The following is a 16311-nucleotide window of genomic DNA, read 5'->3' as shown; positions in this document are numbered from 1 at the left end:
TGCAAGAGGGAAGCGAACTTTTTCCAGAGCGAGGACAAAGATGTCCGGGCAGCCAGGGGTCGCCGCTCCCTCTTGTCTCTACCGGACTTCGGCCTCGACGCCCTGGACGGGGGTGTAGACGGAGTTCTTCTGCGCGCTCTCCTCCACCGCGGCGAGCACCCGCTGCACCTGGAGACCGTCGGCGAACGACGGCATCGGGTCGGTGCCGGTCGCGATCGCCTCGACGAGGTCGCGGGCCTGGTGGGCGAAGCTGTGCTCGTAGCCGAGGCCGTGGCCCGGCGGCCACCAGCCCTCCAGGTAGGGGTGGTCGGGCTCGGTGACGACGATCCGGCGGAACCCCGCCGTCGCGGCGGGCTCCCGGTGGTCGTGGAAGGACAGTTCGTTCAGCCGCTCCAGGTCGAAGGCGAGCGAACCGTGCTCGCCGTTCACCTCCAGCCGCAGCGCGTTCTTGCGCCCGGACGCCATCCGGCTCGCCTCGAACGTGGCCAGCGCCCCCGAGGCGAGCCGGCCGGTGAACAGGGCCGCGTCGTCGACGGTCACCGGACCGCGCCGGGGGCCGCCGGAAGCGGTCAGGCCCGAGGAGGCCCCGTCGAGAAGCGGGCGCTCCTTGACGAAGGTCTCCATCTGGGCGGAGACACCGACCAGCGCCTCGCCCGCCAGGTACTGCACGAGGTCGACGATGTGCGCGCCGAGGTCGCCGAGCGCCCCCGAGCCGGCGTGCTCGCGCTGCAGCCGCCAGGTCAGCGGGAAGTCGGGGTCGACCAGCCAGTCCTGGAGGTAGCTGACCCGCACATGGCGCACTGTGCCGAGCCTGCCGTCGGCGATGAGCCGCCGGGCGAAGGCGAGGGCGGGCACCCGGCGGTAGTTGAAGCCCACCATGGTCAACTGCCCGCGCGAGCGCGCCGCTTCGGCGGCCGCGGCCATGGCCTCGGCCTCCGCGACCGAGTTGGCCAGGGGCTTCTCGCACAGCACGTGCTTGCCCGCCGCCAGCGCCGCGATCGCGATCTCCGCATGGCTGTCGCCCGGGGTGCAGATGTCGACGAGCTGTACGTCGTCGCGGGCCACGAGGGCGCGCCAGTCGGTCTCCGTCGCTGCCCAGCCGTGCTTGTCGGCGGCCGCCCGCACGGCGTGTGCGTCGCGGCCGGCGATCGCGGCCAGGACCGGCCGCAACGGCAGGTCGAAGACGTGTCCGACGGTACGCCACCCTTGTGAGTGGGCGGCGCCCATGAACGCGTAACCGACCATGCCCACGCCGAGTGCCGGCGGTGCGGTCCGACCATCCCTGTGTTCCATACGGATTCCTCCACGTCGGAGTGTCACTGACTCATCGCTGTGTTCATGGGGCGCGCGGCCCGGGCCGGTCAGATGAAGCCGGTCGGCAGGTACTGGTCGACGTTGTCCTTGGTCACGACGGCCGAGTAGAGGGTCAGCGAGGACGGGATCTCGAACTCGGCGAGACCGCCGACGCCCTTGCTCTGGCCGAGGGCCCGGGCGAGGTCGATCGCGGAGGCCGCCATGGTCGGCGGGTACAGGACGGTCGCCTTGAGCACGCTGTCGCCGGACTTGATGGCGTCCATCGCGGACTTGGCGCCCGCGCCGCCGACCATCAGGAAGTCGTCGCGTCCGGCCTGGTCGATGGCGCGCAGCGCGCCTACGCCCTGGTCGTCGTCGTGGTTCCACAGCGCGTCGAAGTTCGACTGGGCCTGGAGCAGTTGGGCCATCTTGGCCTGCCCGGACTCGACGGTGAAGTCGGCGGCCTGGCGGGCCACCTTCCTGATGTTCGGGTAGTTCTTCAGCGCGTCGTCGAAGCCCTTGGTGCGCTGCTGGGTCAGCTCCAGGTTGTCCAGCCCCGCCAGTTCGACGACCTTGGCGTTCTTCTTGTCCTTGAGCTGTTCGCCGATGTAGTGCCCGGCGTTGAGACCCATGCCGTAGTTGTCGCCGCCGATCCAGCAGCGGTACGCCTGCGGGGAGGCGAAGACGCGGTCCAGGTTGATGACGGGTATGCCCGCGCGCATCGCCTGCAGGCCGACCTGGGTGAGCGCCTTGCCGTCGGCCGGCAGGATCACCAGCACGTCGACCTTCTTGTTGATCAGCGTCTGGATCTGGCCGATCTGCGCGGCCGTGTCGTTGGAGCCCTCGGTGATCTCCAACGTGACGTCGGAGTACTTCTTCGCCCGGCTCTTGGCGTTGTCGTTGATGGCGTTGAGCCAGCCGTGGTCGGCCTGCGGGCCGGCGAAGCCGATGGTGACCTGCTTGCCGGGCTTGTCGTCCGCGACGGGGACGGCGTTGTCCGCGGCCTGGTCCTGGTTCTTGGGTTCATTGCTGGTGCAGGCCGTCAGCAGTGCTCCGGCGGAGACGGCGGCGGTGCCGAACAGCAGCGCTCTGCGGCTGGTGGCGGGGGTTCTTGCCATGGCGGATCGACCCTTCGACTGGGCGGTGTGCGGCAGGTGGAGGCTGTGGGGGCCGGACGACGGTGTCAGGGGCCGCCGTCCGGCGTGTGCTGCGCGCGCGTCAGGTGTCGCCGTGCAGCGAGCGTCGCTGGACCAGCACGGCGGCGACGATGATGGCGCCCTTCGCGATCTGCTGGACGGCGGTCTCGAGGTTGTTCAGGGCGAAGATGTTGGTGATCGTCGTGAAGACCAGGACGCCGAGGACGGAGCCGACGATGGTGCCGCGGCCGCCGCTGAGCAGGGTGCCGCCGATGATCGCGGCGGCGATGGCGTCCAGCTCGTAGAGGTTGCCGTTGGTGTTCTGGCCCGAGCCGGCGAGCACGATCAGCATGAACGCGGCGATGCCGCAGCACAGCCCGGACAGCAGGTACAGGCACAGGCGCTGGCGGCGGACGTCGATGCCCGCAAGCCGTGCCGCTTCCGCGTTGCCGCCGACCGCGACGGTACGGCGGCCGAAGGTGGTGCGGTTGAGCAGCAGCCAGCCGACGACGGTGACCGCGGCGAAGATCAGGACCAGGGGCGGGACGCCCAGCACATAGGCGTCCCTGGAGCCCAGGTCCAGCACGGACTCGACGCTCACGACCTGCGTGCTGCCGTCGGTGATCTGCAGCGCCAGGCCCCGGGCGGAGGCGAGCATGGCGAGCGTCGCGATGAAGGGCACCATCCGGCCGTACGCGATCAGCAGGCCGTTCACCAGGCCGCAGCCCACGCCGACGACGACGGCGGTGAAGAGGATGCCAGCGAAGCCGAACTCCTGCGTGGCCACGGTCGTCGCCCACACCGAGGCGAGGGCGACCATCGCGCCGACCGACAGGTCGATGCCACCGCTGGTGATGACGAACGTCATGCCGACGGTGACGACGCCGATCACGGACGCCTGGGTGAGGACGAGTTGGAGATTGCTCGTGGCCAGGAACTCGTCCGGGGCGGTGATCCCGCCGACCGCGACAAGGACGGCGAGGACGCCGAGGAGGGACAGCGTACGCACGTCCCACCGCAGACCGAGCCGGGGTGAACTCCCCCGGCCCTGCGCGGAGTCGGCGGCGGACGTCGGCGCTTCCTTCGGCGCCGTGGTGGCCGGCTGCGTCATGGTGTCGGGCTCCCTTCCATCACAAGATCGAGTACGCGGTGCTCATCGAGCTCCCGGGCGTCCGCCGTGTGCACGACGCTGCCCTCACGGAGCACCAGCACCCGGTCGGCGAGCCCCAGGACCTCGGGCACCTCACTGGACACGAGCAGTACGGCCAGGCCCTCGTCGGCCAGCCGGCGGATCACGGCGTAGAGCTCCGCCCGGGCGCCGATGTCGACGCCCCGGGTCGGCTCGTCCAGCAGCAGGACCTTGCAGCCCCGCAGCAGCCAGCGGGCGAGGACCGCCTTCTGCTGGTTGCCGCCGGACAGGGTCCTGATCGCGGTGTCGGGGTTGTCCGGCCGGAGCGACAGCTCCCTGACCGCCCGGTGGGTCGCGGCCCGCTCGGTGCGCCGGTCGATCCAGCCCGCGCGGGCGAACCGGGAGAGCGTGGAGACGGAGACGTTGCTGCTGACGGACTCCAGCATGAGCAGCGCCTGCGCCTTGCGTTCCTCGGGCGCGAGGCCGATGCCGGCGCGTACGGCGGCACGGACACTGCCGGGGCGCAGAGGCGTGCCGTCGACGAGGACGCGGCCGCCGTCGGGCTTGCGCGCTCCGTAGATCGTCTCCAGGATCTCGCTCCGCCCGGAGCCGACGAGCCCCGCCAGACCCACGATCTCACCGGGCCGCAGCTCCAGATCGACGGGCGCGAACTCCCCTCGCCGGGTCAGCCCCTGGACCGTCAGCACCGGTTCCCGCTCCGCGGCGAACCCGGCGGTGGGGCGCTCGGGGAAGACGTACTCCACGTTCCGCCCGGTCATGAGGGCCACGACCTCCTGGGTCGGCGTCGACTCGGCGGGCAGACCGCCCGCGACCGACCGGCCCTCCTTCAGGACCGTGACCCGGTTGCCGATGCGGCGGATCTCCTCCAGGCGGTGCGAGATGTAGACGACGGCGACACCGTCGGCGGTCAGATCGGCCACGATCCTGAAGAGGTTGTCCACTTCCTCGGGGTCGAGTGCGGCCGACGGCTCGTCCATCACGATCAGCCGGACCTCGTGGGACAGTGCGCGGGCCATGGAGACGATCTGCTGCTGCGCCGCGGACAACTCGCCGACGAGCCGGGAGGGTTCGATCTCCGGGTGCCCGAGCCGTTCCAGCAGCCGCGCGGTCGCGCTGCGGGCGGCGGAGCCCCGTACGACGAAGCCGGCGGAGGTGGGTTCGTGTCCGAGGAAGACGTTCTCCGCGACGGACAGACCCTCGATCAGGTCGAGTTCCTGGTAGATGGTGGCGACGCCGAGACGCATGGCGGCGATCGGCGAGCCCAGGGTCACCGGCTCGCCCTGCCAGGTGATCTCGCCCTCGTCCGGCTGGTGGGCCCCGGCGAGCACTTTGATCAGCGTGGACTTGCCGGCCCCGTTCTGGCCCAGGAGGCAGTGGACCTCACCGGCCTGGACCTCGAGATCCACACCGTCCAGGGCGCGGACACCCGGGAACGTCTTGGTGATGCCGGACATGGTGAGCAGGGGTGGTTGTGGTGCCATGAGGAATCCCCTCGGCGGATGCGGGCCGTGAGTGGGCAGGGCGGAGCAGAGCAGGAGCGGGCGGAGCAGAGCAGGACTGGGCAGGGCGGAAAGGGCGGGGCGTGGGCAAGAGCCGGGCGGAGCAAGGCTGATGGGCCGGTAGCCCGGTAGCTCGGTGACGTGGTGGTCGGCCGCGCGAACGACGTACCGCGGCCGCGGCCGGTGTGACGGTTCTACGTGAGGTGCGGCGGCGCTACGGCTCGTGCGAGGTCGGCGCGGGATCGCCGAGGCGCACGGGGTGTGCGGCCTCGCCAACGGGTGCTGCTTGCTCGAAGTGACGCCGCGCGGTCACGGCGATGGGATGCGCTGCTCGATGCCTCCGGGGTCGCCGGCGGCGTCGAGCGGCGCTCAGGCGGGCGAGAAGACGTGGTCGCTGATGAGCCGTGCGGCGCCGATGGCTCCGGCCGCCGGCCCCAACTCGCCCAGCACGATCGGCAGGTTGCGCGTGGCCAGCGGCAACGACTGCCGGTACACCTGGGTCCGGACGCTGGCCAGCAGGGTGTGTCCGAGCCCGGTCACCCCGCCGCCGATCACCACCAGTCCCGGATTGAAGAAACTGACGAGCCCGGCGATGACCTGGCCCAGGCGCTTACCGCCCTCCCGGATCAGTTCAAGGGCCGCCGTGTCCCCTGCCGCCGCGGCCGCCGACACGTCTTCGGCCGTCAGCCGCCCGGCCGTCTCCAGCCGGGCCGCGAGTTCCACCGAGCGGCCCTCGCGCACGGCCAGCTCCGCGTCAGCGGCCAGTGCGGCGCCGCTGAAGTGGGCTTCCAGGCAGCCCCGGTTGCCACACGCGCACGGCCGGCCGTCCGGCACCGCCTGGATGTGCCCGATGTCGCCCGCACTGCCCGTCGTACCGCGATAGACCTCACCGCCCACGACGATCCCGCAGCCGATACCGGTACCGATCTTGACGCACAGGAAATCACCCACGGAACGCGCGACGCCCGCGTGCTGCTCCCCCATCGCCATCAGATTCACATCGTTGTCGACCATCACCGGACAGCCCAGCTCCTGACTGAGCGCCTCCCGCACCGGGAAACCGTCCCAGCCCGGCATGATCGGCGGCGCCACCGGCACCCCCTCGGGAAAACGGACCGGCCCCGGAACACCGATCCCGGCCCCGTCGAAACCCTCCGCCAGCCCCGTCGCCTTCAACTTCGCCGCCATCGCCAGGACTTGCTCGAAAACCGCGACCGGACCCTCACGGACGTCCATCGGCTGATTGAGGTGTCCCAGGATCTCCAGCTCGGCGTTGGTGACGGCGACATCGATCGAGGTGGCCCCGATGTCGACGCCGAGGAACCGCAGTTTGGGGGCGAGCCGGATGTTGTGGGAGCGGCGGCCACCGCGCGAGGCGGCGAGTCCGTCGGCCACGACCAGGCCCGTCTCCAGCAGCCGGTCCACCTCCACGGCCAGCTTGGACCGCGACAGATCGACCTGATCACCCAGCTGCGCACGGGAGTTGGACCCGTTGTCACGCAGCAGGCGCAGCAGCCGTGCCTGGTGCGCGTTCTCGGGTCGAGCAGTCATCCGTCGCACGATCCCTCTCCCCGCGTCCATGGCCAGGGCGCCGTTGCCTGGCTTGTCGGAGAGGAACGTAACAACGATTTTCCGGACTGGGAAGTACTTACGCGCAAGTAGGGGTCTTCTTTTTCCACACACAGGACAAAGTTCTGCCGATGGCGGTGCCCGAGTCGGGGGAGGGGGTGAGAGACCTGCGCTTTTCGCGGGAGCGCTCGGCGAACCGCAGGTGGAGGCGGTGTGCAACTTGACATCAGGATCAACCCCTACCAGCACAAAAGTCCTGGTCAGAGTCCGATCAGTAAACGTGTTGTAGCGTACTACGCGTATAGTTTCACTGTGAGCAACTACAGCACCGACTCAGAAACCTCGAATTCACAAGCCGGCGGCGTGCAGTCAGTGGACCGCGCCATCAGCGTTCTGGAGATCCTCGCTCAGCGCGGTGAGGCGGGCGTCAGTGAGGTGGCGGCCGAGATCGATGTGCACAAGTCGACGGCGTTCCGGCTGCTCGGGGCGCTGGAGGCGCGCGGACTGGTGGAGCAGGCGGGTGAGCGCGGGAAGTACCGGCTCGGCTTCGGGATCGTGCGGCTGGCCGGTGCGGTGACCGGGCGCATCGACATCACACAGCAGGGGCGCCCGATCTGCGAGCGGCTCGCGGAGGAGATCGGCGAGACGGTCAACATCGCGGTGATGCAGGAGCACTACGCGATCAACCTGTACCAGGTGCGCGGGCCCGGGGCGATCACCGCGCACAACTGGGTCGGCCAGCTGACCCCGCTGCACGCGACGTCCAGCGGCAAGATCCTGCTGGCCCATCTGCCGGCCACGGAGCGCGCGGCGCTGCTGGCCGAGGGCGGCATGAAGAAGGTCACCCCGAAGACCATCACCGCGAAGACGAAGCTGGAGAAGAACCTCGCCGAGGCCCGGGAGCGCGGCTACGCCTTCACCCTGGAGGAGCTGGAGATCGGTCTGCACGCCATGGCGGCGCCGATCCGCAACCGCGACGGCGAGGTCATCGCCGCGCTGAGTGCTTCCGGCCCCGCCTACCGCTTCACCGAGGAGCGCCTGCACGAGCTCTCCCCGGTGCTGCTCAAGGGCGCCGAGGAGATCAGTCACCGCATGGGCCACCTGGGCTGAGTCAGCCCTGGGACAGTCCCAGACGCTCGTTCACCCAGTCGTGGAAGGCACCGATGTGGTGCTCACTGGGTACCAGTACGCCTCCCTTGGCGTACATCCGGGAGCTCATCCCGGGCTGTGTGCGTTCGCACGCGTCGAAGTCCTGCTGGTTGACGCGATGGAAGAGCTCCACGGAACGGCTGACGTCCTTGCCGCTCTCGACGACATGCGGCAGATACAGCCAGTCGCACTCGACGATCGTGCGGTCGACGGCCACCGGGTACATGCGGTGGAAGATCACATGGTCGGGGACGAGGTTGATGAACACCTGCGGTTTGACGGTGATCGCGTAGTAGCGGCGGTCCTGGTCGTCCGCCACCCCCGGGATGCGGTCGAGGCCCTCGGAGCCGTCCACGGTGAAGCCCTGGACCTCCTCACCGAACTCCGCGCCGTGGCCCACGTAGTACTGCGCCGCGTAGCCGTCCGCGAACTCCGGGAGCACCTCGGTGAGTTCGGGGTGGATGGTCGCGCAGTGGTAGCACTCCATGAAGTTCTCGATGATGAGCTTCCAGTTGGACTTCACGTCGTACGTGATGCGCTTGCCGACGGAGAGGCTGCCGATGTCGTAGTGCTCGATCGACTCGACGTCCCCGAGGCGGGTGACGACCTCGCCGATGACGTCCTCCTCGAAGGAGGGCGGGTTCTCCGCGAGGCACACCCACACATAGCCCAGCCATTCGCGCACGGCCACGCTCACCAGGCCGTACTCGGTGCGGCCGACGTCGGGCATCTTGGTGAGGTTGGGGGCGGCGACCAGCTTGCCGTCGAGGCCGTAGGTCCAGGCATGGTACGGGCACTGGAAGGCCCGCTTGACCTCGCCGGTCTCCTCCGTGCAGAGCTTGGCGCCGCGGTGCCGGCACACGTTGAAGTACGCACGGATGCTGTTGTCGCGCGCCCGGGTGACGAGGATGCTCTCGCGGCCCACGTCGACGGTGCGGAAGGCGCCGGGCCTGGCCAGTTCGGAGGCGCGCGCCACACAGAACCACATGGTCTCGAATATGCGCTCCTGCTCCTGGGCGAAGATCTGCGGATCCGTGTAGGAGGAGCCGGGGAGGGTGGCGATCAGGCTGTCCGGCAGGCTGGTCGAGGTCACGGGGCACTCCTCGGGAAACAACGTGATGGAGGGGTCAGCTACGCGCCGGGGACGGTGACTCCGGATCGCGTTGTGTATGGAGCAACGCTGCGCGCCATATGCAACCGCAGCATGGGATGCCTCAGGGGTGGTGTCAAGAGCTCGCGGCGGCGAGTTGCTTGCGCCAGCGCATGAACAGCCGGGGCTGGTTCATGCCCAGCACGGCGACCGGGTCTCCGGCCCGCCGGTAGACGGCCAGGACGTCGCGGTGGTCCGCGGCACCGGCCTCGACGGTCACGCTGTCGGCGGCCGTGGCGTTGCCGACGAACTGGATCTTCACGCCGTACTGGTCGGACCAGAAGTACGGCGGGCGGGGGACGCCCGGTGCCACGGCGCCGCCGGCCAGCAGGGTGGCGATCGCGGCCTCGGGGCGCTCACGGGCTCCGGTCCAGTGCTCCACGCGGCGATGGTGGCCCGCGCGCGGGTCGTACCAGTTGGCGCAGTCGCCGACCGCGACGACGCCGGCGAGGTTCGTACGGCCGTCGGCACCGCACTTGACGCCGTTGTCGAGTTCGAGGCCGGATCCTTCCAGCCACTCGACGCACGGACGCGCGCCCACCCCGACCACCACGATGTCGGCGGGGATGCTGCGACCGTCCTCCAGCAGGACGGCGTCGACCCGGCTCTCGCCGCTCAGCCCCTTGACGCCCACACCGCACAACAGCCGTACGCCGTGGTCGGCGTGGAGGGCGGAGACGATGGCCCCCATGGCCGGGCCGAGAGGTCCGGCGAGCGGGGTCGGTGCCACCTCGACGACCGTCACGTCCAGACCGAGGGCGTACGCCGTGGAGGCGACCTCGGCGCCGATGAAGCCGCCGCCGATCACCACCAGCCGTCCACCGCGGGCCAGTTCGTCCCGCAGGGCGCGGGCGTCGTCCAGGGTGCGCAGGGTGTGCACGCCCGCCAGGCCCTCGGAGCCCGGCAGCGTGCGGGCCGCGGCGCCGGTCGCGATGACGATGCCGTCGGCGCGGACCTCGCGTCCGTCGGCGAGCCGCACCGCCCGGCCGGCGTGATCGAGGCCGACGGCACGGGTGCCGAGCAGCCACTCCGCCGCCAGGTCCTCGTCGCCCGCCTCCAGGGAGAGGTCCGTCTCGCCGAGGGTGCCGGCCAGGAACTCCTTGGAGAGCGGGGGCCGGTCGTACGGGCGGTGGAGTTCGTCGCCGATGACGACCAGCCGTCCGTCGAAGCCCTGCTTGCGCAGCGAGCGCGCCGCCGACAGTCCGGCCAGCGAGGCCCCGACCACGGCGGCGGTTCTCACGCGGGCCCCCCGGCGAGCCGGGCCGAGATGCAGGGCGGGAGGTTGGGCGCCGCCGTGGACACCTGCACGTAGATCATGCCGTCCTCGACGACGACCTCGTGGGTCCGGACCGGGAGCTTGGCCGGCGGGGCGTCGACCGCGCCGGTCCTCAGGTCGAACTTCGAGGCATGCAGGGGGCATTCCACCTCGCAGCCCTCCAGCCAGCCGTCGGCGAGCGAGGCGTCCTGGTGGGTGCAGGTGTCGTCGATGGCGAAGAGTTCGCCGTCGTCGGTGTGGAACACCGAGACCGGCGGATCGATGTCGAGCCGGTGGGCCTCACCTCGCGGGAGATCCGCGAGACGGCACGCGGGAATCATCATGACACCTCGGTGCGTATAGCGAAACGGATTGCGATTGACGCAACGCCAGTCTGCGGGCCGCTCCGAACCGTTGTCAAGGCATCACCGGGCCAGGTTCGAACGCGCCTGCGGACCGGTCTCCGGGCAGCCCACAGCGCCCGGACCACCTGCGGAAACAGACGGTGCGGGCGCTGCGCGAAAGAGTCCGTGGGGCGGTCAGAAACCGCGGTCGATCCACTCCTGGAGGTGCGGGGCCTCGGCCCCGACGGTGGTCGTGTCGCCGTGCCCGGTGTGCACGACGGTCTCGCCGGGGAGGGTGAGCAGCCGGTCCCGGATCGAGTCGACGATGGTCGGGAAGTGGCTGTACGACCGTCCCGTGGCGCCGGGGCCCCCGGCGAACAGGGTGTCACCGCTGAACAGCGCGGTCAGGGCCGGTGCGTGGAGGCAGACCGCTCCCGGGGCGTGGCCGGGGGTGTGCAGCACGGTCAGTTCGGTGCCGGCCACCGCGAGGACCCAGCCGTCGGCCAGTTCGCCGTCGGGCGAGCGGTCGGGATGAGTCTGCTTCCACAGGGGCAGGTCGTCCGGGTGGAGCAGGATCGGGGCGCCGGTGCGCTGGGCGAGGGCGGGGGCGGCGTCGATGTGGTCGTTGTGGGCGTGGGTGCACACGATCGCCCGCAGGGTGCGGCCGCCGACGGCTTCGGCAATGGCGTCGGCGTCGTGGGCGGCGTCGATGACGATCACCTCGTCGTCGTCACCGACGATCCACACGTTGTTGTCGACGTCCCAGGTGCCGCCGTCGAGCGAGAACGTGCCCGAGGTGACGAGATGCTCGATGCGGGCGGCCATCAGAAGACCACCACCGAGCGCAGGACGTCCCCGCCGTGCATCCGCTCGAAGGCCTTCTCCACGGCGTCCAGGGCGATGGTCTCCGTGACGAACGCGTCCAGGTCCAGCCGGCCCTGGAGATAGAGGTCGACGAGCATCGGGAAGTCGCGGGAGGGCAGGCAGTCCCCGTACCAGGAGGACTTCAGCGCGCCGCCGCGGCCGAAGACGTCCAGGAGCGGCAGCTCCAGCTTCATCTCCGGGGTGGGCACACCGACGAGCACGACCGTGCCGGCGAGGTCGCGGGCGTAGAAGGCCTGCTTGTACGTCTCGGGGCGGCCGACCGCCTCGATGACGACGTCGGCGCCGAACCCTCCGGTCAGCTCGCGGATCGCCTCGACCGCGTCGGTGTCCCTGGAGTTGACGGTGTGGGTCGCGCCCAGCTTCTTGGCGGTTTCGAGCTTGTTGTCGTCGATGTCGACGGCGATGATGCGCGCCGCGCCCGCCAGGTTCGATCCGGCGATCGCCGCGTCGCCGACGCCGCCGCAGCCGATCACCGCGACCGTGTCACCGCGGCCGACGTTGCCGGTGTTGATGGCGGCGCCGATCCCGGCCATGACCCCGCAGCCCAGCAGGCCCACGGCGGCGGCCGACGCGGAGCGGTCGACCTTGGTGCACTGGCCCGCCGCGACGAGGGTCTTCTCGGCGAAGGCGCCGATGCCCAGGGCCGGGGACAGTTCGGTGCCGTCGAGCAGGGTCATCTTCTGCCCGGCGTTGTGGGTGTTGAAGCAGTACCACGGCCGTCCGCGCAGACAGGCGCGGCAATTGCCGCACACTGCACGCCAGTTGAGGATGACGAAGTCACCGGGGGCGACGTCGGTGACGCCCTCCCCCACGGCCTCCACGACGCCCGCCGCCTCATGGCCGAGCAGGAACGGGAAGTCGTCGTTGATGCCGCCCTCGCGGTAGTGCAGATCGGTGTGGCACACCCCGCAGGCCTCGACCTTCACCAGCGCCTCGCCCGGTCCCGGGTCGGGCACGATGATCGTCTCCAGGCTGACGGGGGCTCCCTTGCCCCGCGCGACGACGGCACGGACCTGGTGCGTCATGGCCACTCCTCGGATTGGTCGAGACCTGAATCAGATGTTGCTCATTACGGCACGTATCTCATGTGCCGCAACACAGCATCATGCAGGGCCGAGCGGCGGTCAAGGCACCGGGCGCGGCTCCCTCCGGGTCCAGGGGACGGAGACAGCCGCGGTTCCGACGCAGCGGCCGATCAGTTCCGGTCACTCGGTGGCGATGGCCCGCAGTACGTCCAGACGCGCCGCCCGCCGGGCCGGGCGCAGGCCCGCCAGGGCGCCCGCCGCGAGGCCCACCAGGGCCACGATCGCCAGTTGGGTGGGCGGCATCGCGAAGGCGAAGGCGCTGTCGCTCGCGCCGTCGGACGCCTTGACCAGGACCCAGCCCAGGAAGGCGCCGAGACCGAGTCCGCCGACGGTGCCGAAGGCGGCGACCAGGACCGACTCCCAGCGGACCATGGCCCGCAGCTGGGACCGGGTCTGGCCGACGGCCCGCAACAGGCCCAGTTCACGGGTGCGTTCGTGGATGGCCAGGGTCAGGGTGTTGGCGATGCCGAGGAGCGCGATGAGGACGGCGAGGGCGAGCAGGGCGTAGACCAGCGTGAGCATCATGTCGATGCCGCCGGCCGAGGACTGCGCGTACTCGTCCCGGGTCTGCACCTCCGGACCGCCGTACCGCTCGGCCACCTTCTCCACCGCCGCCTTGCCGGTGTCCGTGCTCACCCCGTCCTTGAAGGAGACGGCGACCAGGGTGTCGGAGTCCTGTGTGCGGTGCGGCTCCCAGGCGGCGCGGGTGATGACGTACTCCCCCGCCAGTTCGGACCGCCCGTAGACCGCGCGGACGGTGAAGGTCTGCGTCCTGCCGTCGGTGAAGGTCAGCCGGGTCCTGTCGCCGGTCGTCAGACCCTGGTCGTCCGCCTCGTTCCGGGTGATGGCGATACCGTCCGCGCCGAGGCCGTCCAGGGAGCCCTCGATCCTGCCGAGATCGAAGGTGCGCTCCAGGGCGACCGGGTCGGTGACGGTCAACGCCCGCCCCTTGCCGTCGACTTCGGCGACCCCCCGGCCGAGACCGACGGCCGTGTCCACCTCGGGCAGCCGGTCGATCGCGTCGGCCAGCCGAGGGCTCAGACCGCTGCCGCCCGCGCCGAACGCCGGGGTGCTCACGGCCACGTCGCCCGCGAAGGAGCGGGAGACGGTCTGGTCCATGGTCGCCTTGAGGGAGGCGGCGAACACCGTGAACAGGCAGACCACGGCGACCCCGATCATCAGCGCGCTCGCGGTGGCGGCCGTCCGCCTGGGGCTGCGCAGGGCGTTGCGGCGGGCGAGGCCGCCGGTGACACCGCGCAGCCGGTCGAGAGGGCCGCCGAGGACACGTACGGCCGTGGTCGAGGCGACCGGGCCGAGGACCACGAACGCGGCCAGGGCCAGGACCGCTCCGGTACCCGCCGGCCACAGGGACGGTGAGACCAGGACTCCACTGACCGTCGTGCCGAGGGCGAGGGCGCCGAGGCCCAGACCGGTGACGGCGCGGACGCGGGAGGCGCCGGAGGTGTCGACGGCCGTCTCGCGCAGGGCCGCCATGGGTGCGGTGCGGCCCGCCCGTACGGCGGGCAGGAGCGCGGAGCCGAGGCAGACCACGATGCCGACGCCGAGGGGCAGCAGCATGGACAGCGCGCTGACCACCAGGTCGCCCTCGGGGAAGGGGAATCCGATCGCCGGGAAGAGTGCCTGGAGACCGGCGGCGATACCGATGCCGCCCGCGAGACCGGCGATCGAGGCGGTGACCGCGACCGCGGTCGCCTCCACCAGGGTCGACGCAGTGACCTGGCCGCGGGAGGCGCCGAGAGCACGCAACAGGGCGTTCTCACGGGTGCGTTGGGCGACGACGATCGCGAAGGTGTTGTGGATGGAGAAGGTCGCGACCAGCAGCGCCACGCCGGAGAAGACGAGGAGGAAGAGGGTGAAGACGGTCAGGAACTGGCTGGAGATCATCTCGGTGTTCTCCTCGGCCGACTCCTGGCCGGTGATCGCCTCGACTCCCTCGGGCAGGACGGGAGTCAGCCGGTCGACCAGCTCCTGCTGGCTGACACCGGGTCCGGCGCGCACCTGGATGGTCGACGCCTCGCCGGGCCGTGCGGTGAGGTACTTCTCGGCGTCGGCCTGGGTCATGCCGGTGAAGGTCACCTGGGCCATGCCGTCCTCCCCGCCGAAGGTCGCCAGGCCGACGATCGTCACCTCGACCGGGTCGGGGGTGCGCAGGGTCGTCGTGTCGCCGATCCTCAGGTCGCCGCGCTCGGCCGTACCGCGGTCGATGACGACCTCGCCCGACCTCGCGGGGGCCCGGCCCTCAGCGAGCTGATAGGCGTTGAGCTCCGGATCGGCGATCCAGTTGCCGGCGAGGGTGGGCGGACCCTGGCCGCCGATCGGGTCACCGTCGGCGCCGACGAGCTGGCCGGCGCCCTGGATGCCGGGGGCGGCGGCGGCCACGCCGGGCACCTTCTCGACGGCGTTGACGAGGTCCGTGGCCACCGGCTGCCGTACGCCCTCGCTCTCGCCGGGCGTGGTGATGGCGTCGGCGCTGCGGATCACGGCGTCCGTACCGCTGGTCGCCCGGCCGAACATGGTGTCGAAGCTCGCGCGCAGGGTGTCGCCCATGACGAGGGTGCCGGCCAGGAAGGCGACCCCGAGGAAGACCGCGAGGAAGGTCCCGGCGAAGCGGCGCTTGTGGGCGCGCAGGGAGGAGACGCTCAGGCGCACGGAGGCGTTCATGACCGCCCTCCGAAGGGTGAAGGTCCCTCCGCGGACGCGGGCGTCCCGGAGGATGTGTGCCCGTCGAAGGCCTTCATACGGTCCAGGACCTTGTCGGCGGTCGGGGAGGTCATACGGTCGACCAGGCGCCCGTCCGCGAGGAAGACGACCTCGTCGGCGTGGGCCGCGGCCACCGGGTCGTGGGTGACCATGACGACCGTGCGGGACGTCTGGCGCACCGCGCGGCCGAGGAGACCGAGGACCTCCTGGCCGGAGCGGGAGTCGAGGTTGCCGGTGGGTTCGTCGGCGAACACGACGTCCGGCCGGCCGGCGAACGCCCGTGCCACGGCGACGCGTTGCTGCTGGCCGCCGGAGAGTTCCGAGGGCCGGTGGTGGAGCCGGTCGCGCAGGCCGACGACGTCGACGAGCGCGTCGATCCACTCGCGGTCGCCCTTGCCGCCCGCCAGGTCCAGGGGGAGCCTGATGTTCTCCGCGACGGTCAGGGTCGGCACCAGGTTGAAGGCCTGGAAGACGAAGCCCACACGGTCGCGGCGCAGCAGGGTGAGGCGGCGGTCGTCGAGGGAGCCCAGTTCGGTGCCGCCGATGTGGGCGGTGCCCGAGGTGAGGGTGTCCAGGCCGGCCGCGCAGTGCATCAGGGTGGACTTGCCGGAGCCCGAGGGCCCCATGATCGCGGTGAAGCGGCCGGCCGGAAAGTCGACGCTCACCCCGTCCAGGGCCCTCACGCTGGTGTCGCCGGTGCCGTACACCTTCACGGCGTCGACGACACGGGCGGCCGTCCCGTCGGCGGTGGCGGTCGTGGCGCTCATGCCGCACCGCCCTTGCCCGCAGGGCCGAACTGCTCGTCCAGGACGGACAGCCGGCGCCAGTACTCGTCCTCGTCGATCTCGCCGGCGGCGAAGCGGCGGCCGAGCACGGCGATGGGCGAGTCGCCGGCCGGGCCGGTGTCGGACATCGCCCGCCACGGGCCACGGCGACCGTGCCACCCGGTACGGCGCAGCACGGTGACGGCGCCGACCACGACGGCCGCCCAGATCAGCGGGAAGAGGAGGATCCACGGGCCGGGCCCGCCGTCCCAGTGCGCCAGGGTCTGCATCTCGGTTCATCTCCCTAGAGG

Annotated in this window: 14 protein-coding genes; 1 reads left to right on the top strand and 13 read right to left on the bottom strand. The window is 71.0% G+C overall.

The window, feature by feature from the left end:
* Positions 1-78 precede the first annotated feature (78 nt).
* The 5 genes from PH203_RS19730 to PH203_RS19710 form a co-directional block, all read right to left on the bottom strand.
* Positions 79-1293, bottom strand: coding sequence for a Gfo/Idh/MocA family oxidoreductase (locus PH203_RS19730; protein ID WP_289921474.1), 1215 nt, complete (start codon positions 1291-1293; stop codon positions 79-81).
* A 68-nt stretch (positions 1294-1361) separates the two neighbouring features.
* Positions 1362-2411, bottom strand: a complete 1050-nt coding sequence (locus PH203_RS19725) for a substrate-binding domain-containing protein (protein ID WP_289921473.1) — start codon at positions 2409-2411, stop codon at positions 1362-1364.
* 100 nt (positions 2412-2511) lie between these two features.
* Positions 2512-3540: an ABC transporter permease gene (locus PH203_RS19720; RefSeq protein WP_289921472.1), complete on the bottom strand. Its 1029-nt coding sequence runs from the start codon at positions 3538-3540 to the stop codon at positions 2512-2514.
* The gene (locus tag PH203_RS19715; RefSeq protein WP_289921471.1) at positions 3537-5060 is read right to left on the bottom strand and encodes a sugar ABC transporter ATP-binding protein; all 1524 of its coding nucleotides are present in this window, start codon (positions 5058-5060) and stop codon (positions 3537-3539) included. Before PH203_RS19715 ends, PH203_RS19720 begins: the two co-directional genes overlap by 4 nt.
* A gap of 387 nt (positions 5061-5447) precedes the next feature.
* Positions 5448-6629: an ROK family transcriptional regulator gene (locus PH203_RS19710; protein ID WP_289921470.1), complete on the bottom strand. Its 1182-nt coding sequence runs from the start codon at positions 6627-6629 to the stop codon at positions 5448-5450.
* A 381-nt stretch (positions 6630-7010) separates the two neighbouring features.
* On the opposite strand from PH203_RS19710, the gene PH203_RS19705 reads away from it, so the two are divergent.
* Entirely contained in the window at positions 7011-7757 is a 747-nt protein-coding gene (locus PH203_RS19705; RefSeq protein ID WP_289921469.1) for an IclR family transcriptional regulator, read from the top strand.
* 1 nt (position 7758) lies between these two features.
* On the opposite strand, the gene PH203_RS19700 is transcribed toward PH203_RS19705, so the two are convergent.
* The 8 genes from PH203_RS19700 to PH203_RS19665 all read right to left on the bottom strand — a co-directional run bounded on the left by PH203_RS19700 (position 7759) and on the right by PH203_RS19665 (position 16290).
* Positions 7759-8889 carry an aromatic ring-hydroxylating dioxygenase subunit alpha gene (locus tag PH203_RS19700; RefSeq protein ID WP_289921468.1) on the bottom strand — a complete coding sequence of 377 codons (1131 nt, stop codon included), beginning with the start codon at positions 8887-8889 and terminating at the stop codon, positions 7759-7761.
* A gap of 133 nt (positions 8890-9022) precedes the next feature.
* Positions 9023-10186, bottom strand: a complete 1164-nt coding sequence (locus PH203_RS19695) for an FAD-dependent oxidoreductase (RefSeq protein WP_289921467.1) — start codon at positions 10184-10186, stop codon at positions 9023-9025.
* Positions 10183-10545 (bottom strand): bifunctional 3-phenylpropionate/cinnamic acid dioxygenase ferredoxin subunit, encoded by a 363-nt coding sequence (locus tag PH203_RS19690; protein WP_289921466.1) that lies wholly within the window; start codon positions 10543-10545, stop codon positions 10183-10185. Before PH203_RS19690 ends, PH203_RS19695 begins: the two co-directional genes overlap by 4 nt.
* 195 nt (positions 10546-10740) lie before the next feature.
* Positions 10741-11370: an MBL fold metallo-hydrolase gene (locus tag PH203_RS19685; protein WP_289921465.1), complete on the bottom strand. Its 630-nt coding sequence runs from the start codon at positions 11368-11370 to the stop codon at positions 10741-10743.
* Positions 11370-12455 (bottom strand): S-(hydroxymethyl)mycothiol dehydrogenase, encoded by a 1086-nt coding sequence (locus tag PH203_RS19680; protein ID WP_289921464.1) that lies wholly within the window; start codon positions 12453-12455, stop codon positions 11370-11372. Before PH203_RS19680 ends, PH203_RS19685 begins: the two co-directional genes overlap by 1 nt.
* A gap of 180 nt (positions 12456-12635) precedes the next feature.
* Positions 12636-15197 carry an ABC transporter permease gene (locus PH203_RS19675; protein ID WP_289921463.1) on the bottom strand — a complete coding sequence of 854 codons (2562 nt, stop codon included), beginning with the start codon at positions 15195-15197 and terminating at the stop codon, positions 12636-12638.
* On the bottom strand, positions 15194-16003 hold the full coding sequence (locus tag PH203_RS19670; protein WP_289921461.1) for an ABC transporter ATP-binding protein: 810 nt from the start codon (positions 16001-16003) through the stop codon (positions 15194-15196). The genes PH203_RS19675 and PH203_RS19670 overlap by 4 nt, the downstream gene beginning before the upstream one ends.
* Positions 16000-16290: an SHOCT domain-containing protein gene (locus PH203_RS19665; protein WP_289921460.1), complete on the bottom strand. Its 291-nt coding sequence runs from the start codon at positions 16288-16290 to the stop codon at positions 16000-16002. Before PH203_RS19665 ends, PH203_RS19670 begins: the two co-directional genes overlap by 4 nt.
* Positions 16291-16311 lie beyond the last annotated feature (21 nt).

It is taken from the genome of Streptomyces sp. S.PB5, assembly GCF_030403745.1.
Classification (GTDB): domain Bacteria; phylum Actinomycetota; class Actinomycetes; order Streptomycetales; family Streptomycetaceae; genus Streptomyces.
Note: the sequence above shows the minus strand (reverse complement) of the source record. Positions and strands in the feature narration are given on the sequence as shown.

Coding starts and splice junctions, on each gene's coding strand:
- PH203_RS19730 (WP_289921474.1), bottom strand. CDS start 1,293: ATGGAACACAGGGATGGTCGGACCGCACCGCCGGCACTCGGCGTGGGC.
- PH203_RS19725 (WP_289921473.1), bottom strand. CDS start 2,411: ATGGCAAGAACCCCCGCCACCAGCCGCAGAGCGCTGCTGTTCGGCACC.
- PH203_RS19720 (WP_289921472.1), bottom strand. CDS start 3,540: ATGACGCAGCCGGCCACCACGGCGCCGAAGGAAGCGCCGACGTCCGCC.
- PH203_RS19715 (WP_289921471.1), bottom strand. CDS start 5,060: ATGGCACCACAACCACCCCTGCTCACCATGTCCGGCATCACCAAGACG.
- PH203_RS19710 (WP_289921470.1), bottom strand. CDS start 6,629: ATGACTGCTCGACCCGAGAACGCGCACCAGGCACGGCTGCTGCGCCTG.
- PH203_RS19690 (WP_289921466.1), bottom strand. CDS start 10,545: ATGATGATTCCCGCGTGCCGTCTCGCGGATCTCCCGCGAGGTGAGGCC.
- PH203_RS19685 (WP_289921465.1), bottom strand. CDS start 11,370: ATGGCCGCCCGCATCGAGCATCTCGTCACCTCGGGCACGTTCTCGCTC.
- PH203_RS19680 (WP_289921464.1), bottom strand. CDS start 12,455: ATGACGCACCAGGTCCGTGCCGTCGTCGCGCGGGGCAAGGGAGCCCCC.
- PH203_RS19675 (WP_289921463.1), bottom strand. CDS start 15,197: ATGAACGCCTCCGTGCGCCTGAGCGTCTCCTCCCTGCGCGCCCACAAG.
- PH203_RS19670 (WP_289921461.1), bottom strand. CDS start 16,003: ATGAGCGCCACGACCGCCACCGCCGACGGGACGGCCGCCCGTGTCGTC.
- PH203_RS19665 (WP_289921460.1), bottom strand. CDS start 16,290: ATGCAGACCCTGGCGCACTGGGACGGCGGGCCCGGCCCGTGGATCCTC.